The sequence below is a fragment of the Bradyrhizobium erythrophlei genome (assembly GCF_900142985.1).
Classification (GTDB): Bacteria; Pseudomonadota; Alphaproteobacteria; order Rhizobiales; family Xanthobacteraceae; genus Bradyrhizobium; species Bradyrhizobium erythrophlei_B.
The window spans coordinates 927,520-949,152 of sequence record NZ_LT670849.1; the positions used below are offsets into that span (position 1 = coordinate 927,520).

19 protein-coding genes are annotated in these 21,633 nt (G+C 55.4%); 14 read left to right on the plus strand and 5 right to left on the minus strand.

The window, feature by feature from the left end; all coding sequences use genetic code 11:
* Positions 1-32: 32 nt before the first annotated feature.
* A complete protein-coding gene (locus BUA38_RS04230) occupies positions 33-1,373 on the minus strand; it encodes an ABC transporter substrate-binding protein (RefSeq protein ID WP_072816843.1) in 1,341 nt (446 codons plus the stop codon).
* Between the two features lie 2,018 nt (positions 1,374-3,391).
* Between BUA38_RS04230 and BUA38_RS04240 the strand changes: the two genes are divergently transcribed.
* The 14 genes from BUA38_RS04240 to BUA38_RS04305 all read left to right on the plus strand — a co-directional run bounded on the left by BUA38_RS04240 (position 3,392) and on the right by BUA38_RS04305 (position 16,671).
* Entirely contained in the window at positions 3,392-3,904 is a 513-nt protein-coding gene (locus BUA38_RS04240) for a class I SAM-dependent methyltransferase (RefSeq protein ID WP_072816845.1), read from the plus strand.
* Positions 3,905-4,062: 158 nt separating this feature from the next.
* Positions 4,063-4,365, plus strand: coding sequence for a His-Xaa-Ser repeat protein HxsA2 (hxsA2, locus tag BUA38_RS38715; RefSeq protein WP_072816846.1), 303 nt, complete (start codon positions 4,063-4,065; stop codon positions 4,363-4,365).
* On the plus strand, positions 4,292-4,693 hold the full coding sequence (locus BUA38_RS36165) for a hypothetical protein (RefSeq protein WP_156898382.1): 402 nt from the start codon (positions 4,292-4,294) through the stop codon (positions 4,691-4,693). The genes hxsA2 and BUA38_RS36165 overlap by 74 nt, the downstream gene beginning before the upstream one ends.
* A gap of 19 nt (positions 4,694-4,712) precedes the next feature.
* A complete protein-coding gene (gene hxsB / locus BUA38_RS04250) occupies positions 4,713-6,170 on the plus strand; it encodes a His-Xaa-Ser system radical SAM maturase HxsB (protein WP_072816847.1) in 1,458 nt (485 codons plus the stop codon).
* The gene (gene hxsC, locus BUA38_RS04255; RefSeq protein WP_072816848.1) at positions 6,167-7,366 is read left to right on the plus strand and encodes a His-Xaa-Ser system radical SAM maturase HxsC; all 1,200 of its coding nucleotides are present in this window, start codon (positions 6,167-6,169) and stop codon (positions 7,364-7,366) included. The genes hxsB and hxsC overlap by 4 nt, the downstream gene beginning before the upstream one ends.
* Before the next feature lie 177 nt (positions 7,367-7,543).
* Entirely contained in the window at positions 7,544-8,110 is a 567-nt protein-coding gene (locus BUA38_RS37905) for a DUF262 domain-containing protein (protein WP_072816849.1), read from the plus strand.
* Positions 8,111-8,769: 659 nt separating this feature from the next.
* The gene (locus BUA38_RS37910) at positions 8,770-9,765 is read left to right on the plus strand and encodes an HNH endonuclease family protein (RefSeq protein ID WP_425304966.1); all 996 of its coding nucleotides are present in this window, start codon (positions 8,770-8,772) and stop codon (positions 9,763-9,765) included.
* A gap of 413 nt (positions 9,766-10,178) precedes the next feature.
* Entirely contained in the window at positions 10,179-10,424 is a 246-nt protein-coding gene (locus tag BUA38_RS04270; protein WP_072816851.1) for a ribbon-helix-helix domain-containing protein, read from the plus strand.
* A gap of 1,360 nt (positions 10,425-11,784) precedes the next feature.
* On the plus strand, positions 11,785-12,174 hold the full coding sequence (locus tag BUA38_RS04280) for a DUF1330 domain-containing protein (protein WP_072816853.1): 390 nt from the start codon (positions 11,785-11,787) through the stop codon (positions 12,172-12,174).
* 135 nt (positions 12,175-12,309) lie between these two features.
* Complete coding sequence (locus BUA38_RS04285) at positions 12,310-12,621, plus strand: H-NS family nucleoid-associated regulatory protein (protein WP_072825813.1); 312 nt, start codon at positions 12,310-12,312, stop codon at positions 12,619-12,621.
* A gap of 443 nt (positions 12,622-13,064) precedes the next feature.
* Complete coding sequence (locus BUA38_RS36445) at positions 13,065-13,298, plus strand: hypothetical protein (RefSeq protein ID WP_156898383.1); 234 nt, start codon at positions 13,065-13,067, stop codon at positions 13,296-13,298.
* A 174-nt stretch (positions 13,299-13,472) separates the two neighbouring features.
* Complete coding sequence (locus tag BUA38_RS36450; RefSeq protein ID WP_156898384.1) at positions 13,473-13,625, plus strand: hypothetical protein; 153 nt, start codon at positions 13,473-13,475, stop codon at positions 13,623-13,625.
* 1,709 nt (positions 13,626-15,334) lie between these two features.
* Entirely contained in the window at positions 15,335-15,622 is a 288-nt protein-coding gene (locus BUA38_RS04295; RefSeq protein WP_072825814.1) for a hypothetical protein, read from the plus strand.
* Between the two features lie 668 nt (positions 15,623-16,290).
* Positions 16,291-16,671, plus strand: a complete 381-nt coding sequence (locus BUA38_RS04305) for a hypothetical protein (RefSeq protein WP_072825815.1) — start codon at positions 16,291-16,293, stop codon at positions 16,669-16,671.
* A 110-nt stretch (positions 16,672-16,781) separates the two neighbouring features.
* Here the strand turns inward: BUA38_RS04305 and BUA38_RS04310 are convergent, their stop codons facing one another.
* The 4 genes from BUA38_RS04310 to BUA38_RS04330 form a co-directional block, all read right to left on the minus strand.
* On the minus strand, positions 16,782-17,567 hold the full coding sequence (locus BUA38_RS04310) for a DUF3800 domain-containing protein (protein ID WP_072816856.1): 786 nt from the start codon (positions 17,565-17,567) through the stop codon (positions 16,782-16,784).
* A gap of 970 nt (positions 17,568-18,537) precedes the next feature.
* On the minus strand, positions 18,538-18,720 hold the full coding sequence (locus BUA38_RS04320) for a hypothetical protein (RefSeq protein WP_072816858.1): 183 nt from the start codon (positions 18,718-18,720) through the stop codon (positions 18,538-18,540).
* 41 nt (positions 18,721-18,761) lie between these two features.
* Positions 18,762-19,100, minus strand: coding sequence for a hypothetical protein (locus tag BUA38_RS04325; protein ID WP_072816859.1), 339 nt, complete (start codon positions 19,098-19,100; stop codon positions 18,762-18,764).
* A 635-nt stretch (positions 19,101-19,735) separates the two neighbouring features.
* The gene (locus BUA38_RS04330) at positions 19,736-21,550 is read right to left on the minus strand and encodes an adenylate/guanylate cyclase domain-containing protein (protein WP_083587452.1); all 1,815 of its coding nucleotides are present in this window, start codon (positions 21,548-21,550) and stop codon (positions 19,736-19,738) included.
* Between the last annotated feature and the right edge of the window lie 83 nt (positions 21,551-21,633).

A 21,633-nucleotide genomic window follows, 5' to 3' on the forward strand; every position in this document is an offset into this window, starting at 1 on the left:
GGCTTTAAGGGGCTCGGGATGCCGCAGCGATCTCAACTCCGCATGAAGCCTTCGAGTTCGCCTTCCGCCCAGGTCAGCGTTTTCTCCATTGCCTCGCCCTGGTAGAAACGCACGCACATCTTGGTCAGGGTTGCCTGCGTATAGATCTGCTGAGCGACTTTCGGCGGTGCCGGCGAAGCGGCAATCGAAAGCTTCTGATGGTTATATGGGTTTGGGTAATGGAAGAGCGTGCCCTTGGGCGGGCCCTCTTCCGCCCAGGTCTTCAGGGTCGTCAGGTTTTCGAACGCCGGCAAATCGTAGCCACCACTGGCCGCAACCATTTTTGCAATCGAATCAGGCTGCGACAGGTGCGTCAGCAGGCTCTTTGCCGCCTGCTTGTTCTTGGAAAAACTCCAGACACTCCAGAAATAAGGAAGGAACGGTGCAAAACGGCCCTTCGGACCGACCGGGAAGCCATGGGTCCAGCATTGCTCGGCGATCTGGGGCGCATCGCGCTTGGCCACGGCCCACGCGCTCGGCGGATTCATGATCAAGGCGCCTTTGCCTGAAACCAGCCACCTGTTGTTGGAAGCATCGTCCCAAGCCGTCACGTCCGGCGGCAGGAATGCCATCAGTCTCTTGTAATACTCAAGAACCTGCCGCACGTTGTCATTCTTCACGACTACGTTGCCGTCGGCATTGACGACCTCGGCCCCAAACGCCTGAAAGAAGGCTCCGGCAGTGTCAACGGAATCACTGGTCTCGCCGAGGCCGATGCCGAAGGGCACACCGCCCTTGTGACAAGCCTCTGCCGCCTTCAGGAACGCATCCGTCGTCCAGTTCTCCGCTTTGGGCGGCGCGCCCTCAGGATACATTTCCTGCACGTCGATATTCGCGAACTTCTTCATCAGGTCGATGCGAGAGCAAGGGCCCTTTATCTGGCTGCCGACACAGCTGGGAACGCCGAGCCACTTGTCGCCGGCCCTGCCGAGATACTTGACCGTGCCATTGACTTCACCGTTTAGTTTGATCAGCGGCTCGACAACGTCGTTCATCGGTTCAAGCAGCTCAGCCTGTGCGTGAGGCCACCACGTCGGCATCGCCATGATGTCGTGCCCTGATTTTGCCTGAGCCTCCGCCGCGATGGTCAGCAGGTTCTTGTTGCCCTGACTCGGGATGTAGTCGATGGAAACCTCGACTTTCTCCCTGGCGGCCCATTCGTTGACGAGGTCCGTGCTGGCCTTATTGGCGCCGGGTACCCAGTGATCCCAGAAGCCCATCGTGAGGTTACCCGCCGCATGCGCCGTTCGAAGATAGGGCGCCGTGACCAGCGCTGCGGATGACAATGCAGTAGCCGCAACGAATTGCCGTCGAGACAGCTTTCTCCGTGACATTGCGTTCCCTCCAAAATGTTGTTTTATTTTTTTAGGACTTCGTCTGACCGGCACCGCAGGGATTGGCACTGCATGGCGGCGCGAAGATTTCAATATGCGATCAGAGCAGAATTGGCGGCCACTGTCGAGAAATCAGGTTAGTAAGGCTCTAGAACTATTGTTGCGTATTGGCGGCGTGAGAGGCTTGGGAGAGATTTTCCGAGCACCCAAGACTGCTGCCCCCGCTCTTCGCCGTGCACCGGCGACCTATTCGGGATCCGTATCTTCGCGAAAAGTGGTGGCTTCGCTTCCTACGGCCTGTGATACCATCGACAGATTTCGGAAAACGTCAATGGCGAGCCGCCTTGAGACGGTCTTTTCTTTTAGATTGCCTCGCCTGGTGTGTTCAGCACGTATGCCATCGGAAACGTAGACGACGTTCGTGTTTCGGCAAAGCTCCCCGGACAGCGGACATTGGTCCATCAATGTTATGGAAAGTCGGCGTGCGCCTTCCCGTCAGCTGATATTCGCAAACGAGACGTTATGAAATATTTAGGCCAGTGGCTGACTCTGGCGCCTCGGCATATATGGTTTTGCAGTTTCAGTCGTTGCTGTGCCCACTGGTTCGGTGAAATAGCGGCTCGTTGAGATTAATCCCATGACTAATCGGCGCGTCAGGATAGAGAAGGATCTGTTCTTCGAGTACGTAGTCAGTCCTCACCGCTCCATATTGGCACGAAGAGCTACCCTCGCAGAAGGAGGGGCGGATGAGAGATTAAACAGAAACGGTCAGAAAGCTCGTCGTGAGATCTCTTCATCTCGAGCCGCAATCGCCGGAATGCACATCCCCTTTAGGCAGATACGGTCAACAGGGCACTTCAATCCCTTGAAGCCGCCACTCGACCTCGAGACCGTCTTAATCGGCCGAGCCCTAGGTCAAGAAGCAGGCTATCTCCATGGCGTGGGCTTTAGAATCCGCGATGATGGTTACGTCGAGGGTGAGTTTTTGCACGGCGTCGAGAAGTTTGACTCGTTCGACGAACTCGTACGATCTGTAAAACGACGCCTGCCCAGATCGCCCGATGACGGCAAAGCTGAGCAGAGATGCCTTAGTGGGAATGACGCCTTTGAGAGTCGTGTGCTAGAATAACGGCGATCAATTTGGTCGGCTGGGAGGATGTCTAAAATGAAAAAAGTGGTTCTGATTTCAACCGGCGCTGTCTTAGCCGGTTTCCTCATATGGTCTCCGCTTGCTTTGGCTCAGGGGAAGACCGCCAAAGCCTGCACCGAAGAATGGCGTGCGGACAAGGCTAATTTCCAGGCCAAGGGCGTCACAGAGAGGGCATATGTAGCGCAGTGTCGCGCAGGGGCTGCGCCAACAACGACCGCTGCACCCGCTCCCGCGCCCAACATCGCACCTCCTCCACCTGTCGCTAGGGCTCCCGACAGCACGACTGGCGCAAAGACCGCCAAGGCCTGCACCGAAGAATGGCGGGCAGACAAGGCGAATTTCCAAGCGAAGGGGGTCACCGAGAGAGCGTACGTAGCGGCATGCCGCGCCGGAACTGTCGCAACACCTACGGTAGGTCCGGCTCCTGCGCCTGCCCCTACCACGACAACCGCCGCACCACCCCCACCGGCCCCTGCGCCAACGGCCACTAGGCCGACGGCTGAGCCACCATATGGCACCACGCAACGGGCACCCTCCACTGGATCACCCTCCGCTGCTGGTCAATACTCCACCGAGGCCCAGGCGAAGGCTTCTTGTTTCGGGGACACCGTAGTTTGGGTGAACTTGCGATCTAAAATCTACCATTTCGCGGGCACTCACAATTACGGGAACACCATGAACGGCGCGTACATGTGTGAGAGAGATACGGCCGCACAAGGAATGCGCGCCGCAAAGAACGAACAACATCCTTAAACCGGATGGGGCAACGCGCCTTGGTCGGTGTGTTGCCCCACTTCCATTTGGATTGGAATTTGGCGTGGCCCTGAGATGCAGGCCATCACCTTCGCTCACGCCGTCTAAGCTTTTGATGCAAGCCCTCGATCGCGTGACCTCGTCCTACGCTGAGCCAATTCTGGATGCGCCCTGTGGATTTGGACGAAACGCCCTAGCTTTGGCCTCCCTTGGCTACGACGTGATCGCAGTCGATAACAACGTCGATCGTCTCAAGTCGGTCAAAGCATCGGGTGCATTACAATCAAGCGGGTCAGGAAGCATCGTCACGCTCTGCGCCGACTTGGCTTCGGACCGTCTGCCATTCCGGAAGTCGTCGTTTTCAGCGATTCTTTGCATCCACTATCCCGTGCAGAAGATCATTATGGATTTGTGCGCTGCATTAGACGAGGGCGGCTGGCTCTACATCGAGACCTTCGGAGGCCAAGGCCAAAACTACCTCGAATTGCCAAAGCTTGGCGAAATTCCAGAAGCACTCCAGGGATTTGAGCTAGTCCTATGCAAGGAAAGGCCCGTCGGCCCTCCCTCCTATCGAGCCGCTGTCGTCCAGGCGCTCGCGCAAAAGCGACCCGGAGACCGACCAGTCTGAAAAGTTTCCAATCAGAAACAAATTAGCGGCTGTAACAAATTAGCGGCTGTAAAAATCGGTTTAATCTAAAGTTGGTGTCATATGACACTTGCAACCACCCGCAAAATAATGCTTTTGTTGTATACGCAATACCAACACTTGAGCCGGGGGATTAACTTATGTCTGTCACTTCAAAAACGATTCTTTCACTCGGAGCTGCGATCGCATCTCTGACTGGCGCTCAGGTGCTGGGCACCCAAGCGAACGCCACCCCGGCGGCAACGGACGCGAATGCTGCAACGGTTGGCACCGAGAACTCAATTCCTCAACTGGAACCGAATGCGCACTATCGACTGGGTGACGATCTACTTGGCTTTGTCATGACTCAGCAGCCGGACGGAACGTTGGTTGCGCAACATTCGTCTCATGCTTCGCACGCTTCTCATGCGTCCCACGCTTCGCATGCCTCAAGCCGTTACTGAAAAGAACCAGTCGCGAATTTCGATTGCTGTCGATTTTGATGCAAGCATTCAGACTCTGGATGTCTTGCAAGCGGCTGCATATCGTCTGATCGGAACAGCAACGTGCCGAATCGAGAAAATCGACGGTCGACTTATCTGCAATCTTGAGGCTCGGAGCCGATCTTCGCGAGGATCGACGGAAGAAGCGGATGAGCTGAGAACGCGTTTTCTCGATCTAGTTACAGACGAAAACCTAAGGACACGTCTGGCGGAGAAAACCGCAGGCATTCGCAATGTAATGCTTGCGCTTGCATTCGGATCCTTAGCCGCCGACCAAGCTAACAAGTAACCTCTAGATTTGGCGTAGAATGGCTCGTTTTGCTGCCGTTGATGCGTTCGGCTCGCCGAGTAGCGAGCTTGCGCTCTTGCCGTTCAATTTTGAGCGCACGGGAAACGCACAGTTCTTAGTTTCCAATATGGTGGGCGATTTCATCCGGCTAACTGAGGATGAAATTAACAAGGTCATTGAACTGAAGCTGAAACCCGGAGATGGGCTGTACGAGAAGGCTTACGCCGCTCATCTGATAACCGGCGCTCAGCAAAGAGCGCAGCAGCAGCTTCTTGCCTTGCGCCTTCGCAGCCGCATGTCCTTCTTGCGGGAGATGACGCCACTCCACATGTTCGTCGTGACGTTGCGCTGCGAGCATTCCTGCCCTTATTGCCAAGTCTCACGTCAAAGCACTGATCGCTCGCGATTTGACATGAGCGAAATGACGGCCCAGCGCGCGCTTGATATCGCTTTCCAGAGCAAGTCATCGCGGATAAAGATCGAATTTCAGGGCGGCGAGCCTCTCCTAAACTTCGACCTGATCCAGAAGATCGTTCAAGCCGCTCAAGCCAAGTCAGCAACGATCGGCAAGAAGGCCGATTTTGTAATCGCGACTAACCTGGCGTTGGTCAACGATGAAATCTTGCGATACTGCAAGGCCAACGAAATCCTTTTGTCCACGTCGCTTGACGGTCCTCCCGATCTACACAACAAAAATCGACCGAGACCGGGCGGAAATAGCTACGAGTTGGCAATCGACGGCATTCGCCGAGCACAACAGGTGCTTGGAAAAGACCGTATCGGCGCACTAATGACAACCACCGAATCCAGTCTGGATCGCGTCGACGCGATCATTGATGAATACTTGAAGCTAGGGTTAGAAGGCATTTTCCTTCGTCCGCTCTCACCATTTGGTTTTGCAATCAAGACTAAGCAGTATCACCGCTACGATACGAAGCGCTGGTTACGTTTCTTCGAGCGGGGTCTCCGGCGCATTCTGGAAATCAACCACCAAGGCCGGCCTTTTCGCGAATTCTATTCGGCGCTGGTCCTCACCAGGATGTTGACCGACAAACCGATCGGCTACGTTGATTTGCGCAGCCCGGCCGGCGTCGGTATCGGAGCATTGGTCTACAATTATGATGGAAACGTCTATGCCTCTGACGAGGGGCGCATGCTCGCCGAGACAGGCGACAACGCCTTCCGGCTCGGCCACGTTGATACTCACGACTACCGCTCGCTCGTACTGTCCGACACATTGATTGACGCTATTTCGGCTTCCCTAACCCAATGTGCTCCCGAATGTTCGGACTGCGTGTTTGAAAGCCACTGCGGGGCAAACCCCGTGCATCATCACGCGACCCAAGGTGACATGCTTGGTATCAAGCCACTTTCGGATTTCTGCGAACGCCAAAAAGGGACAATGCGCCTACTGCTTGAAATATTGGAGAACTCTCCGAAAGACGCGGCGATCCTGCGGCAGTGGGCAGGCATATGACCCTCCCCCTATTTGGTGTTGCTAAAAGTTGCGCGGGATTTGCGGACGATATGCCGCGGACGGTTGTTCGCCTGAGGTCGCCGGAAGCAGCTGAGCCCTTCGGGGACTACGATTTTGCACTTGTCAAATCCACCGACGATATTTCTCAGTCACTTAAAAACGGACGCCGCTCAATTTTTGTGATCGGCGATTCAGCTGATATTTCTACCCCGGTGGCTAGCCGATTTGACCGAACAATCTCGCTACCGACCAACTTCGATTATCTGGGTCCTGGCGATATTCTTGGATTTCATATTCCAACCAAGAAGTTTCGGACTCTGTTTAGGGAAAACTCGCGGCACAACTCGTTCCTGGTAACCGAGCGCTGCAACAATTATTGCCTGATGTGCTCGCAGCCGCCAAAGGATATCGACGATCGTTGGATCCTGGATGAGATTAAAAAGAGCTTGCCGCTCGTTCCAAAGACTACTCGCACGCTGACTTTTACGGGCGGAGAGCCTTTATCGGACTGGGTTGATTTTATCAAGATTCTCAAAGATTGTCGGAATTTGCTTCCAGACACGGCCATTCAAGTTTTGACGAACGGCCGCGCGTTTGCAAATTCGGAAATTGTGGATGCCTGGAAAGCCATAGCTCATCCCAGTCTCATCGCGGCAATCCCCGTCTATGCGGCTGTCGATTATCTGCACGACTACGTCGTTCAGGCGAATGGGGCTTTCGATGAAACTATCCTTGGTATTTTGAAGCTTAAGGATCGAGGACAGCGCGTCGAGGTTCGCGTGGTTTTACACGCGCACACGGCACCGAGCATTGCAGAGACAAGTCGGTGGATCGCTAGAAATTTGCCCTTCGTTGACCACGTCGCCCTGATGGGGATGGAAAACACGGGGTTTGCGCTCGCCAACGAGAAGTCGCTCTGGATCGATCCGATCGATTATCGAGAGAGCCTGGCTGAAGGCGTTCAAACCTTGTCCGCCACGGGCATGAATGTCTCAATCTATAATCTTCCGCTTTGCGTTATCGAACCCATCATTTGGCCGCACGCCGTCCAGTCGATATCCGATTGGAAGAATGGTTATGTGGAGGAATGTGAGAAGTGTGCTCAGAAGAGCAATTGCAGCGGATTGTTCACTTCCGGTCGACCGCGCCAAAGTCGCGGGATTTCAGCGATTTTAAATCGACAGCCGGCAGCTTAATTCGAGCGCTGGCAGCAATTCGTACATCGAGATGTTACGGAATATTTGGGTAATGGCCGAGCTGTGAGCCCTGACGTAACTCGATATGAACGAGCGGGGCGTGTTAGCCTTTGCAGCAGCATTCGGCTATCTATAGGAATTCGCCCAATATCAACCCGCGGGCGGGGAAACGGGGCAATGACGACGAAAATCGAGGCTCACGAGCGTACAATCGGCGATATCTTCAGCGACTTTTATCAATTCGAGATCCCACCCTATCAGCGCCCCTACGCATGGGAAGAAGAGCAAGCACGCGAGCTCCTAGCAGATCTATTGGATGCGATGGACAACCGCAACGTAAGCGGTGGTCTTTATTTCTTGGGTAGCATCGTACTCGTCAAACCTCCGTCCGAAGCCCATGCCAGGGTTATCGACGGCCAGCAACGACTCACGACGCTGACCATTCTTCTGAGTGTGTTGCGCGATCTGACAACGGATGTTGAACGCAGGATCGAGCGCAGATCATACGTCTATCAAAAAGCGAGTCCCGACAAAGGACTGAGGGAGCGTTACCGACTTGTGCTCCGCGAGCGTGACCGGCCGTTCTTTCTGAAGTACGTTCAAGCCCGGACGCGACGAACGATTTGGCTGACGCCACGAAGCTGGAAGGCAGTCAAAAACGTATCGCGGAAAATACAAGGATCCTGCGGAATCAACTTGAGCAGGTATCAGAAGAGCGGAGAAACGCGCTCATCGCTTTTCTGATCCAGCATTGTTATCTCGTCGTGGTCGCCGTTCCGACACCCGAGGCTGCCCGCAGAATCTTTACCGTTCTGAATGCCCGCGGCCTAGATCTCACTCCAACCGACATCCTCAAAGCCGATCTGCTCGAACGCGCAGGCGATGACCTGGAGACGCCACTCGCTACCCGATGGGAGCAGGTGGAGCACGCATTGGGGCGCGACCGAATGGTCGAATTGTTCGGCCATATCCGAATGATCTATGAGCGGGACAAACCGCGGTTGGCACTGGAGACAGGTTTTCAAAAGTTCGTTCCGCCGTTTTCCGGAAAGGCGGACGCATTTATCTCAGATATTCTAGAGCCGGTCACAGATACTTGGCTTTTGCTGACGGATAACGCGCGCGTGCAGAAGCATTATGGAAACGAAGCAGCCAAGGCGGTCCGGTCGCTCGATCGGATCGACAACAAGGACTGGCTGCCTCCCGCGCTGCTTCGAATGTGGAAGGGCAAAGAGCTCGAAGGCCAGGCTGTCGCAGATTTTCTGGTCGCGCTGGAACGCCTAGCTTATTTTCTTTTTGTCACGCGTGCGGGCGTGAACGACAGGATCGCGCGCTTCGCCGCCGTGATGGATGAATTCGACCCGCGCAAAAGCAAAGAAGACAAGGATAAGAAGAAAGCCGATATGGGTCTCGATTTATCGGACGCCGAACAACATAAGCTCGTGCGCGTCTTATCGGGGCCACTCTATGAAGTCAGCCGCGTTTGCAAACCGGTGATGCAGCGGTTGGATGAAGCTTTATCAAGCGGCGGCGCAAGCTACGACGAACTTGTCTCGATCGAGCACGTCCTTCCACAAACGGTCGATGACGGCAGCGAGTGGGAGCAGTTGTTCCCGGACGAGCAGGAACGTTCCGACTGGACCCACCGGCTGGCAAATTTGGTCTTCCTGACGCATCGGATCAATAGCCGTGCTTCGAATTGGGATTTCGAACGAAAGAGGAAGGAATACTTCGCGTCCTCAGACGGCTCCTCGCCTTTCGTGATCACCCAAGGGGTATTGCAAGCGGAAGGCTGGACGCCGGAGCATCTCGGCGAGCGGCAGACTCAGTTGTTGGAGAGGCTCTGTGAGGTCTGGGATTTGAAGGCCGTGGATTTGGAGGCTGAAATTGTCAACCTATTGCCACAGAAGGGCACGTGGCGCTTCACGGATACTGAGATCATAAAAGCCAAGCGTAGTGAAATACTCGAGGCGTTGAGTAACAGGGAGAAGGTTGCGCTAAACAAGAAGGGAGCGTTGTCATGGACTGACGATGAAGGCGTCCGCGTCGTTAGCACCATTTCGAAACGCTACGATCGACGCGCCGCTCCCTATTGGTATGGATACTCACCCGAATGGAGAAAATTCTTATCGGGAGCACAGAGGTCGTTCTTGGTGCTGGGATGCGTCGACAGAAACACGGCTTACGCCATTCCTGCACAGGAGATCGAAAAGATCATCGATGATCTCCATATGTCGCCGGCTAAACGTGATGAGGATTCGACCAAACATACTGTAGAGGCTTCAGCCAGGCATTGGCACATTGTTTTGGACGATAACGACGATGGTGGCCTTGATTTAGTGCCAAGGAAGGGGTCAAGGATACCCGTCAAAAAATTCGAACTCAAACTAACCGAATAGAGCCGAACGCGGCTAGGGCAGGCTCAGGGCCGGGTTCACTAAGTCCGTCAACGGCGCCAGCGAAGGCGCCGGCATCGTTGAGAGGACTTGGATAATCGGAGACCTGACCGATCGCGCGCTTGCTTCGTAGCCCGTTGCTCCGGCCCAGAAGGACGGAAGCTCTTCACCGCAGGCGGAGGGGACTAACCGATCGCCATGATGCTGGGATCGACAAAGTCACCCTTCATAGGCACGACTTTGTCGCCCGCAAACGGTAGAAGCAGTTCGAATTGATCTTTGAATTGCTTTCTCGCCGCAGTCCTTTCGATCCTCTCTGGTTGCGGCAATGGCGGGAGTTTCGGCATCCGTCCTTCGAGAATATCAGCGATAGTGACAACTTGGAGCCGTGGCAACCCTCCGCGCCTAAGGTTTGATTGTTTGATAATCAATCAATCGAGGCGACGATGGGCCGCAAGCCAAAGACCACTGGACCACGAGCTCGCGACCCTGGCGCATTCAAATCTGTACTGGTTCGTATAAATGCCGATGGCTGGCGGGCGCTGAAGATGCTGGCGATCGAAAACGATGCAACGCTAAACGCCTTGGCGGTTGAAGCCTTCAATGATTTGCTGAAAAAGCACGGGAAACGTCAGCTGGTCGAGAATCCGCTGCTGGACTGAGATTGGCTACTTTCCTCATTAGGAAGGCAATTAATAACCCTAACCGATTCAGGGCCCAGACGATGTTAACCTGGGCTTCACGATGGCCCAGGAGGATTGGCCCGGGTTAATCAATTGAACATTAGCGATGCCCATGATCGCATAAAACGGACATGGGATATGGCGGATACAAGCTCTTGCACCTGCAGCGATGTGCATACTCGCGCCATTTGCGACGAGGTTGGCGAACGACTTCGATTTCTCCTAAACCAGTCGCAGACGCCACCACCTCCAAGAATTTTGGCGTTGCTATTGCAACTCCAATTGGCCGAAATGAAAGCGCCGGCGCAAGTACTCCGGCAGCGGACTTCTACTGCTGCCTGAAGAGTCGTAGTCGCTCAAGACTGTCGCATCAGTCGGCTGGTCCAGATCGGCTAAGGGGAAGTGATGGTCGTTCTCCGAGAGATTCTTTATCTCTGCTGCATGGCAATAACTATCTTGTGCGGGATCGCAGCACTCACGATCACGGTGGCAATCGTTACAAACAAGCTTCCGGAGGACCCGCAGGCTTGGATGGCAGCGGTGTTCTTTGCGGCGGTCGGCGCCGCTGCTTGGATAGCTGGTCGCGCGGCAAGGTGGGACTGGTCGAGCTCGGGCTGAAAGCGGAGGGAAAGTGAAGAGGCCTCTAAAGGAATATGAGATCAGGCGCCTCCTGCACAGAGCGTGGAGCCGACGGCGGCTGGCAGCCTCGCCAAGTGTTCGCAACGCTTTGCAACTGAACCTCAATCGAGAACTCGAAGAACCACGCGGCGAGGCCGTGAAGTATTTCTTCGCCGCCCTTATCCTCCAGGGCCTGCTCTACCTAGTCTATAGTCGGCTTGGAATAAGCTAGGGCTCCCGGCGGCCTTCGCTCATCGGGCACCAACCGTGGGGAACAAAAAAAGAGGCCGCCGATTTTTGTGGAATGGAATACCGAGGCACGACATACAATGTCATTCAAGGCATAGAGCGCCGGGTCTGGAAATGGTCAGTATCGGTTGCGGGCGTGGTGCTGAGGGGCCAAGCGGAGACTAAATCCGCAGCCGTGGCCGCGGCTGAGAAAGCAATCGATCGGGCACTGGCTCCTAGAAACGTGCCGCGTGCGCCCCGCGTCGACCCGGATTGACCTTCACCAAATGGGGCGCCGCCGCGACGTGGACGCGCGCCTGTGTTATTTTGGCTCCGGACAGCCGAGAGGCAGAAGCTTCACGTCTCGGCCCGCGCGGCCGAGACGAATTGCTTGAACCTTAGGTTGACCGCCGCGACTCACGTTTAGGGCGAGGTGCGCCCGAATAAGGGGGTGTTCGTCCTGTTTTGAAATCGCACAATCGGAGGGAATGCCATGAGATCCAACTACAAAATCACTATGGTATTGCTGGCTGGCGTCGCAATCGGCGCTATCGCGGTTCAGGGCCTCCACGCTCAAGGGGCCAAGCTGAAGGCCTACGCTATCAGTGAACTTGAGACCCTCGATGCCTCAGCCCAAGCCGCGTACCTGCCTGCCGCCCGCAAGGCGATAGAAGCAGCTAACGGTCACACTTTGCGCACCGCGGCCGGACGAGTGGTTCAAATAGAGGGCGGGCCGGCTCCCAAGAATGTCGGAATTACTGAATGGGCCAGCCTGGATGATGCTGTGGCATTCTACAAGTCTAAAGCCTGGGCGGACCTTGCACCCGATCGCGACAAGGCGACCAAAGTGGTGCGGCGGTACGTCGTTGAAGTTGAAAAGTAGCGGTAGTCAAAGGCAGGGGCCGCCTCGTGGGCGGCCCCGTCTACTTGATCGCCGTTGATTCGCGACAGTTTCGTGTTCAAGGCCAATGGTGAAGCTCACGCTTCGACTGGGTGAAGCCCAAGGGCCGGGGTGAGCGTGAAGAACAAAGATCTTGCAGCGTTGTCCGTCGACCAACTTTGGCGTCTGCGCGCGGAGATTGAAAGGCTTTTGTCTTCGAAAATAGAAACCGAGAAGCGAAAGCTTGAGCAACGTCTTGCTCAGCTTGAGGGGCGCACCGAGCCTAAAAAAAGAACTCGGCGACCTTACCCAACGGTTCGTCCAAAATATCGCAACCCGGAGCGCCCCTCGGAAATCTGGTCTGGACGAGGGAAGCAACCGCGCTGGGTCCGCGCGCAACTTGCGTCAGGAAAGAAATTAGACGATCTGCTTATTTCACAGACGCACTGACGGCCGGTCGTCTCTTGTAAGAGGACTATAAATCCGCTTCCTATTGAGAGGGTTTTTTGGCACGCAACGGAGCTCTGCCCTTCGAACTTCGTCGCGAAGCCTTTGCAACTCCAGATAACGATCCTCTAGGGTGCTGCCGTTCGACAGCGTTCGCGTTCGCGTAATTTTCGCTGACGTCGATCCCTGGCTCTTCATGACTATTCCCCTCATTTAGATGGGTACTAAAAGCCGCCGTAAGATTTGATCGCCTTCAAAAAACATCCTAGTGCGACGCACAAATTACGTCGCGATGAAATTATATACTATGGACATGTTGATTGGGCAAAATTCTGCCTTCACTTTAGGCAGAGCTAGCCTCACACAGAGCGCCCTCTCACTGATCCCGAACCGCACGAGTCCGGCACCTTCATCCGGTTCACGCAGGCAGGCGCGGACCTGTTCGCGTGAAGAAGCTGACGCGATCCGGCTGGGTGCCATTCGAAGTTCCTCCCGGCGTTGCACGGGCATTCATCGAGGACATGAAGGCGTATTTTGCCGAGGAGAACGGGCACAAGCGTGACGCGATCGCAGTCCGCGAGCTTCACGCGCTCAAGGAGCATCAAGGGCCGCGAGAGAAGGCGCTTCGATTGTCATACGTGAAGGCGATGTTTTTAGAGATGAAGGGTATTGTTGGTTGATGAAAAAACCAGTCGCTAATCCATCAGAGCGCGACTGCCCGGAATGTATGGGGAGCGGCTTCACGGTCGTGAAGCATCCAACGAAACCCGGCGTCAAAATTTATAAAGCGTGTGAAGAATGTCTAGGCAAGGGACGTGTTGCCGCCAATTGAGGCGGCGGCCTTAAGGAGTTCTATGCGTTCATCAGTCTGGATAGCGATCTTCGTCGGCTCGACAATAGGTGGCATGGTGCCAGAGCTGTGGGGCGGTGACATGCTTTCCTATTCCGGCGTACTGCTCAGCGGCGTCGGTGCGTTCGCGGGGCTGTGGGTTGCATACAGGCTTTAAGAGACGCTTCAGAATTAGGCCACTAGGGGTCGAAACAGGCGAATAACCCACTGGGGGTGCTGTGCCAATTAGGACAGTGCTGTAGACGGTATTTGTCCGGCTATCTCAGCCTGTGGATAACTCTAAGCTGCCTCTTGCCGGGGCTGAGATTTTCATCACGCACAAATTTTGCCGGCCATTGGGGTCGCCGAGAGGTGACCCCTTTCGATTCCAGCGCTCGGAAGCTGAAAGCGGCATCAAAAAGAAAGCCGCCCACTGAGGCAGCCTTAATTCGAGGGACTTGTTTTCTTCCTGCCCAGTGCCTTCGTCGGCTACCTGTTAGTCGAATGTTTCTTGAGGGATCTGCGGACGTGAGTGCACCATGCTCATCCAGCCTTGGGCGATCCGCAGCCAGGATGCACGGTCTACTTCGCTGATAGCTCGGTCTGCCTGTCGCTGCGCCTCAACGGCGCGACGCCGGTATTCGTCCTGAGTAGCCATGATCCGACGATGCGCCTATTTCGGCAATCGGAACAGTTACAAATCAAAAAGGAACCACGAGGCCTTACGTCGGTGCTCTCAATTCGCCCTGAAGCCAACCTGCAACTTCGCGTGACTTCATGGGGTCGTCCCATTCGGTGACAATCTGGTGGATGTCGCTGCACAGCTGGCACTCAAAGGTGCGGATGTGGAAGCCTAAGTGGCTGGGCGTGATCTGCGCCAGTATCGTTACGCTTTTGCAGATCGGACATAGCGGTCGGAAGGACATGGTTGCGCGCCTTGATGAGGCGGGAGCACAACACTCTCAGTCACCGGGTATATGCCGTTACAGGGCCGGTGATGAATCGATCATGGCGCGTTGCAATACAGGCACGATGTTCCGTTTTGCTCACCTTCGAAATGAAATTAACGATTGGTTCACGAATTGGTCTGCTGTCCGACTCAATTTGAGCAAAAGCCATTTTCAAAGGTGGAAAGCCGCAAAAACAAGCACGCCGATTAGAAAAGCGAGCGCAATAGCAATGAGCGCTAGAAAAAACTTGGCCATATAGAACCAACAAGGCGCATTCTCATTGGTTGCTAGGTCGCCTTACGTCATCATGGCGGACCTCATGGATTGCTCAATACGCCGTCAGGCCGTGTTCTGCTCCGAAATGAACACAACCAAACGACACTTTCAGCAGAGAAACACCGCGCTTCTGAGGAAGTTATTCCGCATGACCACTTGCATGCGCTGCTTCGGATGCCGCTGGGTTTGCGAGGCCCATCCTCATATGGCCTGGGAAGGCGAGTATGCCTGTGGTTGCGGCGCGCCCGGAATGCCATGCCCGGCTTGCAACAAGCCCGCTGAAGGCGAGATGCCCAGGATGCCGGCGGCTTTGAAACAGAGTTCAATAGGAGCTGCTGGTGGAATTGACGGATAAGACGGCTCCGCACAGTCCGGGGCGTGCATTGGCGGAGCCGCCAACGGCGGCACTGGAGGAGACACACTGTCCGCCGTCCATAAGCTTACGGGCGCAATCGCCTTAGGTTGCTAAGCTCGGATCAAGCGCGAATCCTCGCTCCTAAAAGTCCTGTAATGGAGGCGACTGTCGAACCGGCCGGCCGCTGCCAGAGTGATGTACTCATTTGCGTTAAAAATCTATTCCCTTTCGAGAAAGCGCCGCAACTGCGCCGTGACTCAGGATTTGGCTTTGGGGTCAGGTCTGGGGCTTGTACCGGGGGAAACAATGAGGGTCCTTGCCGCGATACTTACCTTGCTAGTTTCAAGTGCTGCCGCCGCTCAAGAGTGCAAGACTTGCTCAATGGCCGATGCCTGCACAAAGGCATACTTTAAAGCTACGTTGGAAGCCCAAAGCGCCACTAAGCAGGCGATCCGGGATTGGAAACAGAATCTAGATAAAAAGGCCTCCGCAGAATTGTCCAACAGGGGCGCGCTCGCGTTACAAGACGCCATGGAAACGCAAGTTCGTTCTGAGCTGGAACGCCTGAAGGAGTGCTTAGCCAAGATTAGGTAGCTGACCGGAGCTGCCTGGTTAACCCTGATTAGTTTCCTTAAGACGCAGATTGCCTTGCGACCATCGGTCCCGAGAATGCAGCGTTCGCGGCGACGCTCCGGCACTAAGTGACGTCAAGGCGTTTGCCTTTTCCGACTCGCTAAATAAGTCCTTCAAGGACGGGGCGCATGCGAGGTGCTGCATGCAATTCAGTCGTGTTATTAATCCCGTCGGTGACATGCAAATATGGAACGCAAGCGGCGACGGTTTCTCGTTTGTGATCAGTTATGAGAGCCGCAGCGGTCCTGGTCTTCATGGTGCTCCGGGCTTTGTAGCATCTTGGCGTCCACTTCATGACAACAGGGGCGCAGTCAAAGTTATCGGGTCACCTTTCAAGACATTCGAAGCGGCCGAGGAAGCCTGCGAAACAATGCTAGGATATTTGACAGAGAGGCATTAGTCGCAGCTTCACGAAGACTTTGGTCGCCCGTTGTGTGAATTGGGGTGCACCCGCCAGCGACTGATCGGCCTACGTTGTCATCGCCGTTTCACGGCGGTTCCTCCCTTAACTTGGCGCCCGTCGCGAATGGCGGGCTTTTTTCGAAGCTCCTGGTGCGGCCTTCGCGCGTGCAGTATTGCCTTCGACCCCAGGTTGCGGTTGGATGGCGGCCGGTCGGGGGATCAGCAAAATGCGTATTCTGGGAATCGTGGCGCTATGCGTCACGCTGTGTGGCTGTGCGGCTTCGCGGCAGGAGACTGCGGTTCGTTTGGGCCAACAGTACATCAGGCAGAATGTCGACGCCCTTGTCGTTCGATTTGGACCGCCGGCCAACACGTTCAAGATGAACAGCGGCGAAACCTCGTACGTCTGGCAACTTGGCAACCAGACCGAAATCAACACCTATCGAGGCACCGGCGCAGCAAGCACACAGTTTTGCAAGGTCAACGTCGTTGCAACACCAGCCGGAATTGTAACTCAGCTCCACACCGAAGATGCCAATATATATACTGGACTTACAGCGGCGGTCGGTGTCGATGTAAGCCTTTGCGCGACCCGCCTCGGCACGTAACGGCACATCCGTAGGATACGGCCGCGTCGCATCCCCAATCCCTAGCGGTTTCCCTCCGCGGATCGGCCGGGGACACGTCACGGAGCGTGGCGTAACATCTGTAACGCTTGCTAGTCGCTAGTAAGAACGCACGTAGACATTAGCCCCTCAACAATTTGATCTTCATTGTACGAAATGGTGAGGCATGGACGCTTTTTCCCACGCCATGTTCCGAAGTCGAAGTTTTCCATTTTCGTCGGCAACTCGGACGCATCTTCTTCGTACCACTCTCTCACCCACCAGGCCCAAAGGTCGGCAGCCTGAAGGGGCAGAAACGTCTGATCATTTCCAAAAATTGGTTTTGCGCCGTAGCGATTTTTTGTTTCATCCGGCCGGCTAGACATGTAGTCATCCCAAGTGGCTGAGATGAAACCTTCTTCCATTCGATTATCGAAATAGAAATCAACCTTTCCATCCGCCAGCTCGGGGTCCAAGAGGGGCCGATCAGTATGGAACTGATCCATCAGGGCTCGAAACTGATAGGCGAAGGGATTCTCGAAGCGGTCGAAGTTCACATATTGCAGACCGAGCTTCTGTGCGTTGTTTCGAATGCGTTCAAGGGCCGCTTCGTATTCGGTAAGGTCGATCCGGCAAGCGAGCGATAAAGTGACGTGTTCCTCGATGATTCTATAAAACCAGGGCACCCGCTCCATGCGTTCGGGGAGAGCGGCCATCTCGCTCATTTTGAAGTGCTGTTTGCCGTTTTCAGCGAGCGTGCCGAAAGGAAGCATCGCCTCCCACTCCGGCTTGAATTTTTCCCAAGCCTCCACGGTCGCGATGTGGCCGGCTAGAACAGATTCGCCTCCAGGAGTAGAGCTATCGTCGATGAATGCTAAAAAGTTACGTGCGTGGAGCAAATCAAATCTCCCAGCATCAACAACCAACCTAACCACCTAAGGTAGGACTTATTGCTGATCTAGCGCAATCCCTAGCGGCTTCACGCACGGTGCCTTTTTCGCGATCATGGGATATGCCCACCCTCACTCGCCGCCGCTCAGACAACCCGCACCAAGAGACCTGGCACGTCTATTATGGCAACGTGCAAGTGGGCAGGATCGGTAAGCGCGCGGGCGTGCCGGTCGACGTAGACCAGTGGCAATGGCGTTGCGGGTTCTATCCCGGATGCGAGCCGCGCGAGCATCGCTACGGCACGGCAGCCGACTTCTTCACCGCGCTGCGGGAGTTTGAGGCCGCGTGGCGGGAGATAGCTATGCAAACAATTCTTATCTTTATTACTGCGAGTTTCGTTCTCCTGACGCCTCAGGCCACTTTGGCGCAACAAGCGTGCAAGTGTAACATCGCGGGTAAAATAGTTTGCTATCCAGCAACGACATGTGGCTCGGCAGGCGGTATTTGCAATGGGGTTTGGCCGTTTCCTGCTGGAAACTACGCGCAATCGTGCCGTAGTTGTGTAGACAGCTGTGCCCAGTTGACTTGTGTTTGCAAGAAAACTGATGGGCACGAGCAAGTCACGGGGATAAACATTTTATCGTGCCCAAGCCAGCGCCTTTCAAACATAAACGGTAACTTGGCGTGCGGACCCTAAATATAGTGAACCTTCTGCTCCTCGATCAAGCTGTCGCTAAAAGGTCTGTTCAATTTATTTCTCCTTAATGTTTCTCAAAATTTGATCGTCGCACTACCGGATCAATGATTACCCGACACACGAATTGATCGCTCTCACGCGCCTCGCCACTCGCAATCAGCCCGTCAATTGCAGCCTGGCATTCCTCTGCCGAGTCCCCAATCACGCGAAAGACCTTCCAGTCGTCCCCCGCTGGCACCTTGGCTTCGAGCTTCGAAAGTCGCTGTTCGATCCTCATTCGCTCAATTCCCCAACCACTGCACCGAAGTGACACGAGCGCTCGCCGGCGCATGCAGTGCCGCTATGCCTTGCTCGATTTCCAGATCGGTCATCGGTCGGCAACCGTTCATGGCCCAAAAGTAGATCGCCGGGCCCTCTGGGCAGGATTTGGCCTCCAGCTTCGTCAGTCTCGTTTCGATGCTCATTTAATTGTTCCCAAATTGTAGGATCAGTTGGTTACCGGCACTCAGTGCAACCGATGCGTCGATAGGATTTCCTGTACGAGAGGGCTTGCCCTCAGCTTTGACCGTCGCCCCATCACGTTCGGAGCATCCCAATTCTGGATCTCACCGAAGCTGCCGCCTGTCACAGAGGGCACATACGGCGTATTGGTCCCCCGTTTTGCCCAATGCTCGCGGAGGTACTTCAGCTCGGATTGATAATCATGTCGCGCCTGGGTATCAGCCGTCGAGATGATGTCCCCCACGATCGCATCGATACGGATCTGATTTTCCGATAGCGCGCAAACCGGAATGTAAAAGCTGAAAGTCTGGCGCCGCCGTTCAATCGCAAGAAGAATGCGCAATAGCTCAACGTTCAGTTCATCATGGCAAATCCGGATTTCATTAACAAATCTCTGAAGACGGCAGTCAAAATGACTGCGAGCGGCGCACGCAGTGGAGTTCGAACCCAGTCTCTGCCCAAAGTCTCCACAAAACGGGAATAATCGCGTAGGTGGCCGGAGACTTTCGGCGATTGGCGCTCGAAAATCGTCGAAACGGGAGTTTGGAGACAAGGCCGACTTCGCGAAATGCCGGCATTTCCGGCCTTATCTCGCGTTTCTAGGGGAGCCCGGCCGAATGCTGGAATGCCTGGCTGACCTCGGAGGATTCGAACTCGCATATTCCCGATTGGAAAAAGGCCTTTGAAATGTCGGGGGAACTTCCCCAGATTTCCTTTAACTTCGAGGCCGGAGACTTCAGACTACCGCCGAGACCGCGCAGTGCAGATCAGACCTTGTCTCCAATCCACGTCTCCTCAAAAAGAGAATATTTTCGAAATCAGGTGGCGACTTTCGCCAATTTACGGACAATGTACGAGGTAGTTTCAGTGGCGCGGCTCGCATGTCGATGAGGGCCGCAAACGGACTCATGCGCCGCAAAATGTTGCTCTATTCGATCGCCTCGCGGAAGCTCATGCTGGAACGGCAAATATGCCCGATCAGTCCGGCAGCCCGAGCTTTCGCAGATTTTCCGCCATACGGTCGAGAGCTGCATTTGAAAAGACCATCGCCTGTTTGAATTTGGAAACCGTCAGATCGGGATAGCTGAGCAGCATTTCCGCAAATGCTAGTTTAGCCTCTTCGGTCCGGCCAGCTCCCGACAAGGCCGATGCGAGATTTCGATATATCCAACGAGCGTTGGGCCGCTCCTCAAGCGCGCGCCGATATAACGCCGCGGCCTTATCGTAGTCTTGCGAGATTTCATGGGCCGAGCCGATGCCCGTATAGTTGTTGAAGTTCATCGGGTCGATCGGACTGAGACGCAGTGCACGCTCAAACTTCTCGATCGCATGTTTGGGCTGATCAGAATAATTATCGATCCATCCAAGTCGACTCCAGGCCCATGCACAGTTGGGATCAAGAGCAAGGGCGCGCTCAAGCAGCACGCGAGCGGTTCCGTAGTTGCGTACGAAGGTATGGACCGCACCGAGCACCGCCAAGATAAGCGGATCGTCGCCGCTCAGGTTCGCGGCCCGCTCCGCGAGCGAGCGCGCCATCGCCTGACTCAGCGCGATGTCGTCCGCCCAATTGTAGACTGAACGTTGGGCGTGGCACCAGCCCGCAAGCGCCAGAGCCAGCGGATATTCCGGATCAACCTTCAGCGCCCCTTCAAGCAGTTCGAGCGCTTTCGCACTTTCGTCCTTCTCGAGCGCCCAGACGTGGGGCATCGCTCTCATGGTGTAGTCGTAGCTGCCCAGATCCTGCGGCCGCTTACGTCGCGACCGCTCAATTTCGGCAATGCGGATGGAAGGTTGCAAAGCGCCCGCCACCTGCTCCGTTATACGATCTTCGAGATCGAAGAAATCCTCGATTGCCCCGTCAAAGCGCGAACTCCAGACGTGTGCGCCTCCCTCAGTCTCGATCAGCTGGACGATAATCCGCAGGCGATTACCCGCCTTCTGCACGCTGCCCTCCAGCAGATAAGCGACCCCCAACTCCCTACCGATATCGCGCGCATTCGTCGGATGGCCCTTGTAGGCGAACGCCGAACTGCGTGCGATCACGAAAAAAGAGCGGATAGACGAAAGCGCGGCGGTAATCGCTTCGACGATTCCGTCTGCAAGGTAGTCTTGCCCGGCCTCCGACGACATGTTGTCGAACGGCAGTACGACGATGGACGGTTTGTCGGGCAACGCAAGGGTTCGGGCTTGTTGTACTGGAGGCGATCGGATTGCCGAAGCAGCCTCGTCGCCAATCCGAGCCCGCCATACGCGCATCGGCTCTGCAATATTCTTCAGCGCTTGCTCACCGATGTCGTCAAAAGCAATTTCCACCTTGCCGCGAATTTGCCTGTGCGCATCGTCGGAGATGCAGATTCCTCCGGGTTGGGCGATTCCTTCAAGGCGCGCTGCGATGTTGACACCATCGCCGAAAATGTCGTCATCGTCGATGATGATATCGCCGACATGAATGCCGATGCGGAACTCGATCCTGAAGTCCTGCGGCACGGCGGCGCTCTGCCTGACCATCGCCCGCTGGACGTCCACCGCGCAGCGGACAGCATCGACAGCACTGGCAAACTCAACCAGCATGCCGTCGCCCGTAGTCTTGACGATGCGTCCACGATAGGCGGCTATCGTCGAATCGACCAGGGTCTTGCGCAGCGTCTTCAACTGCGCGAGCGTCCGTTCCTCGTCGCGGCCCATTAACCGGCTATAGCCGGCGACGTCCGCCGCCAGCACAGCCGCCAGTCGTCGATCCATGCGCTCGTCGGGCAAAAAAGCCCCCCGATCGATGAAATCTTCTAACTGCATCAGAACACAGGCCCGGGCCTTCTGCCAGAGGCAAAAGCTCCCGGAATGAGGCGTCAAAGAATGATTTGAACTTTGCGCGAGGA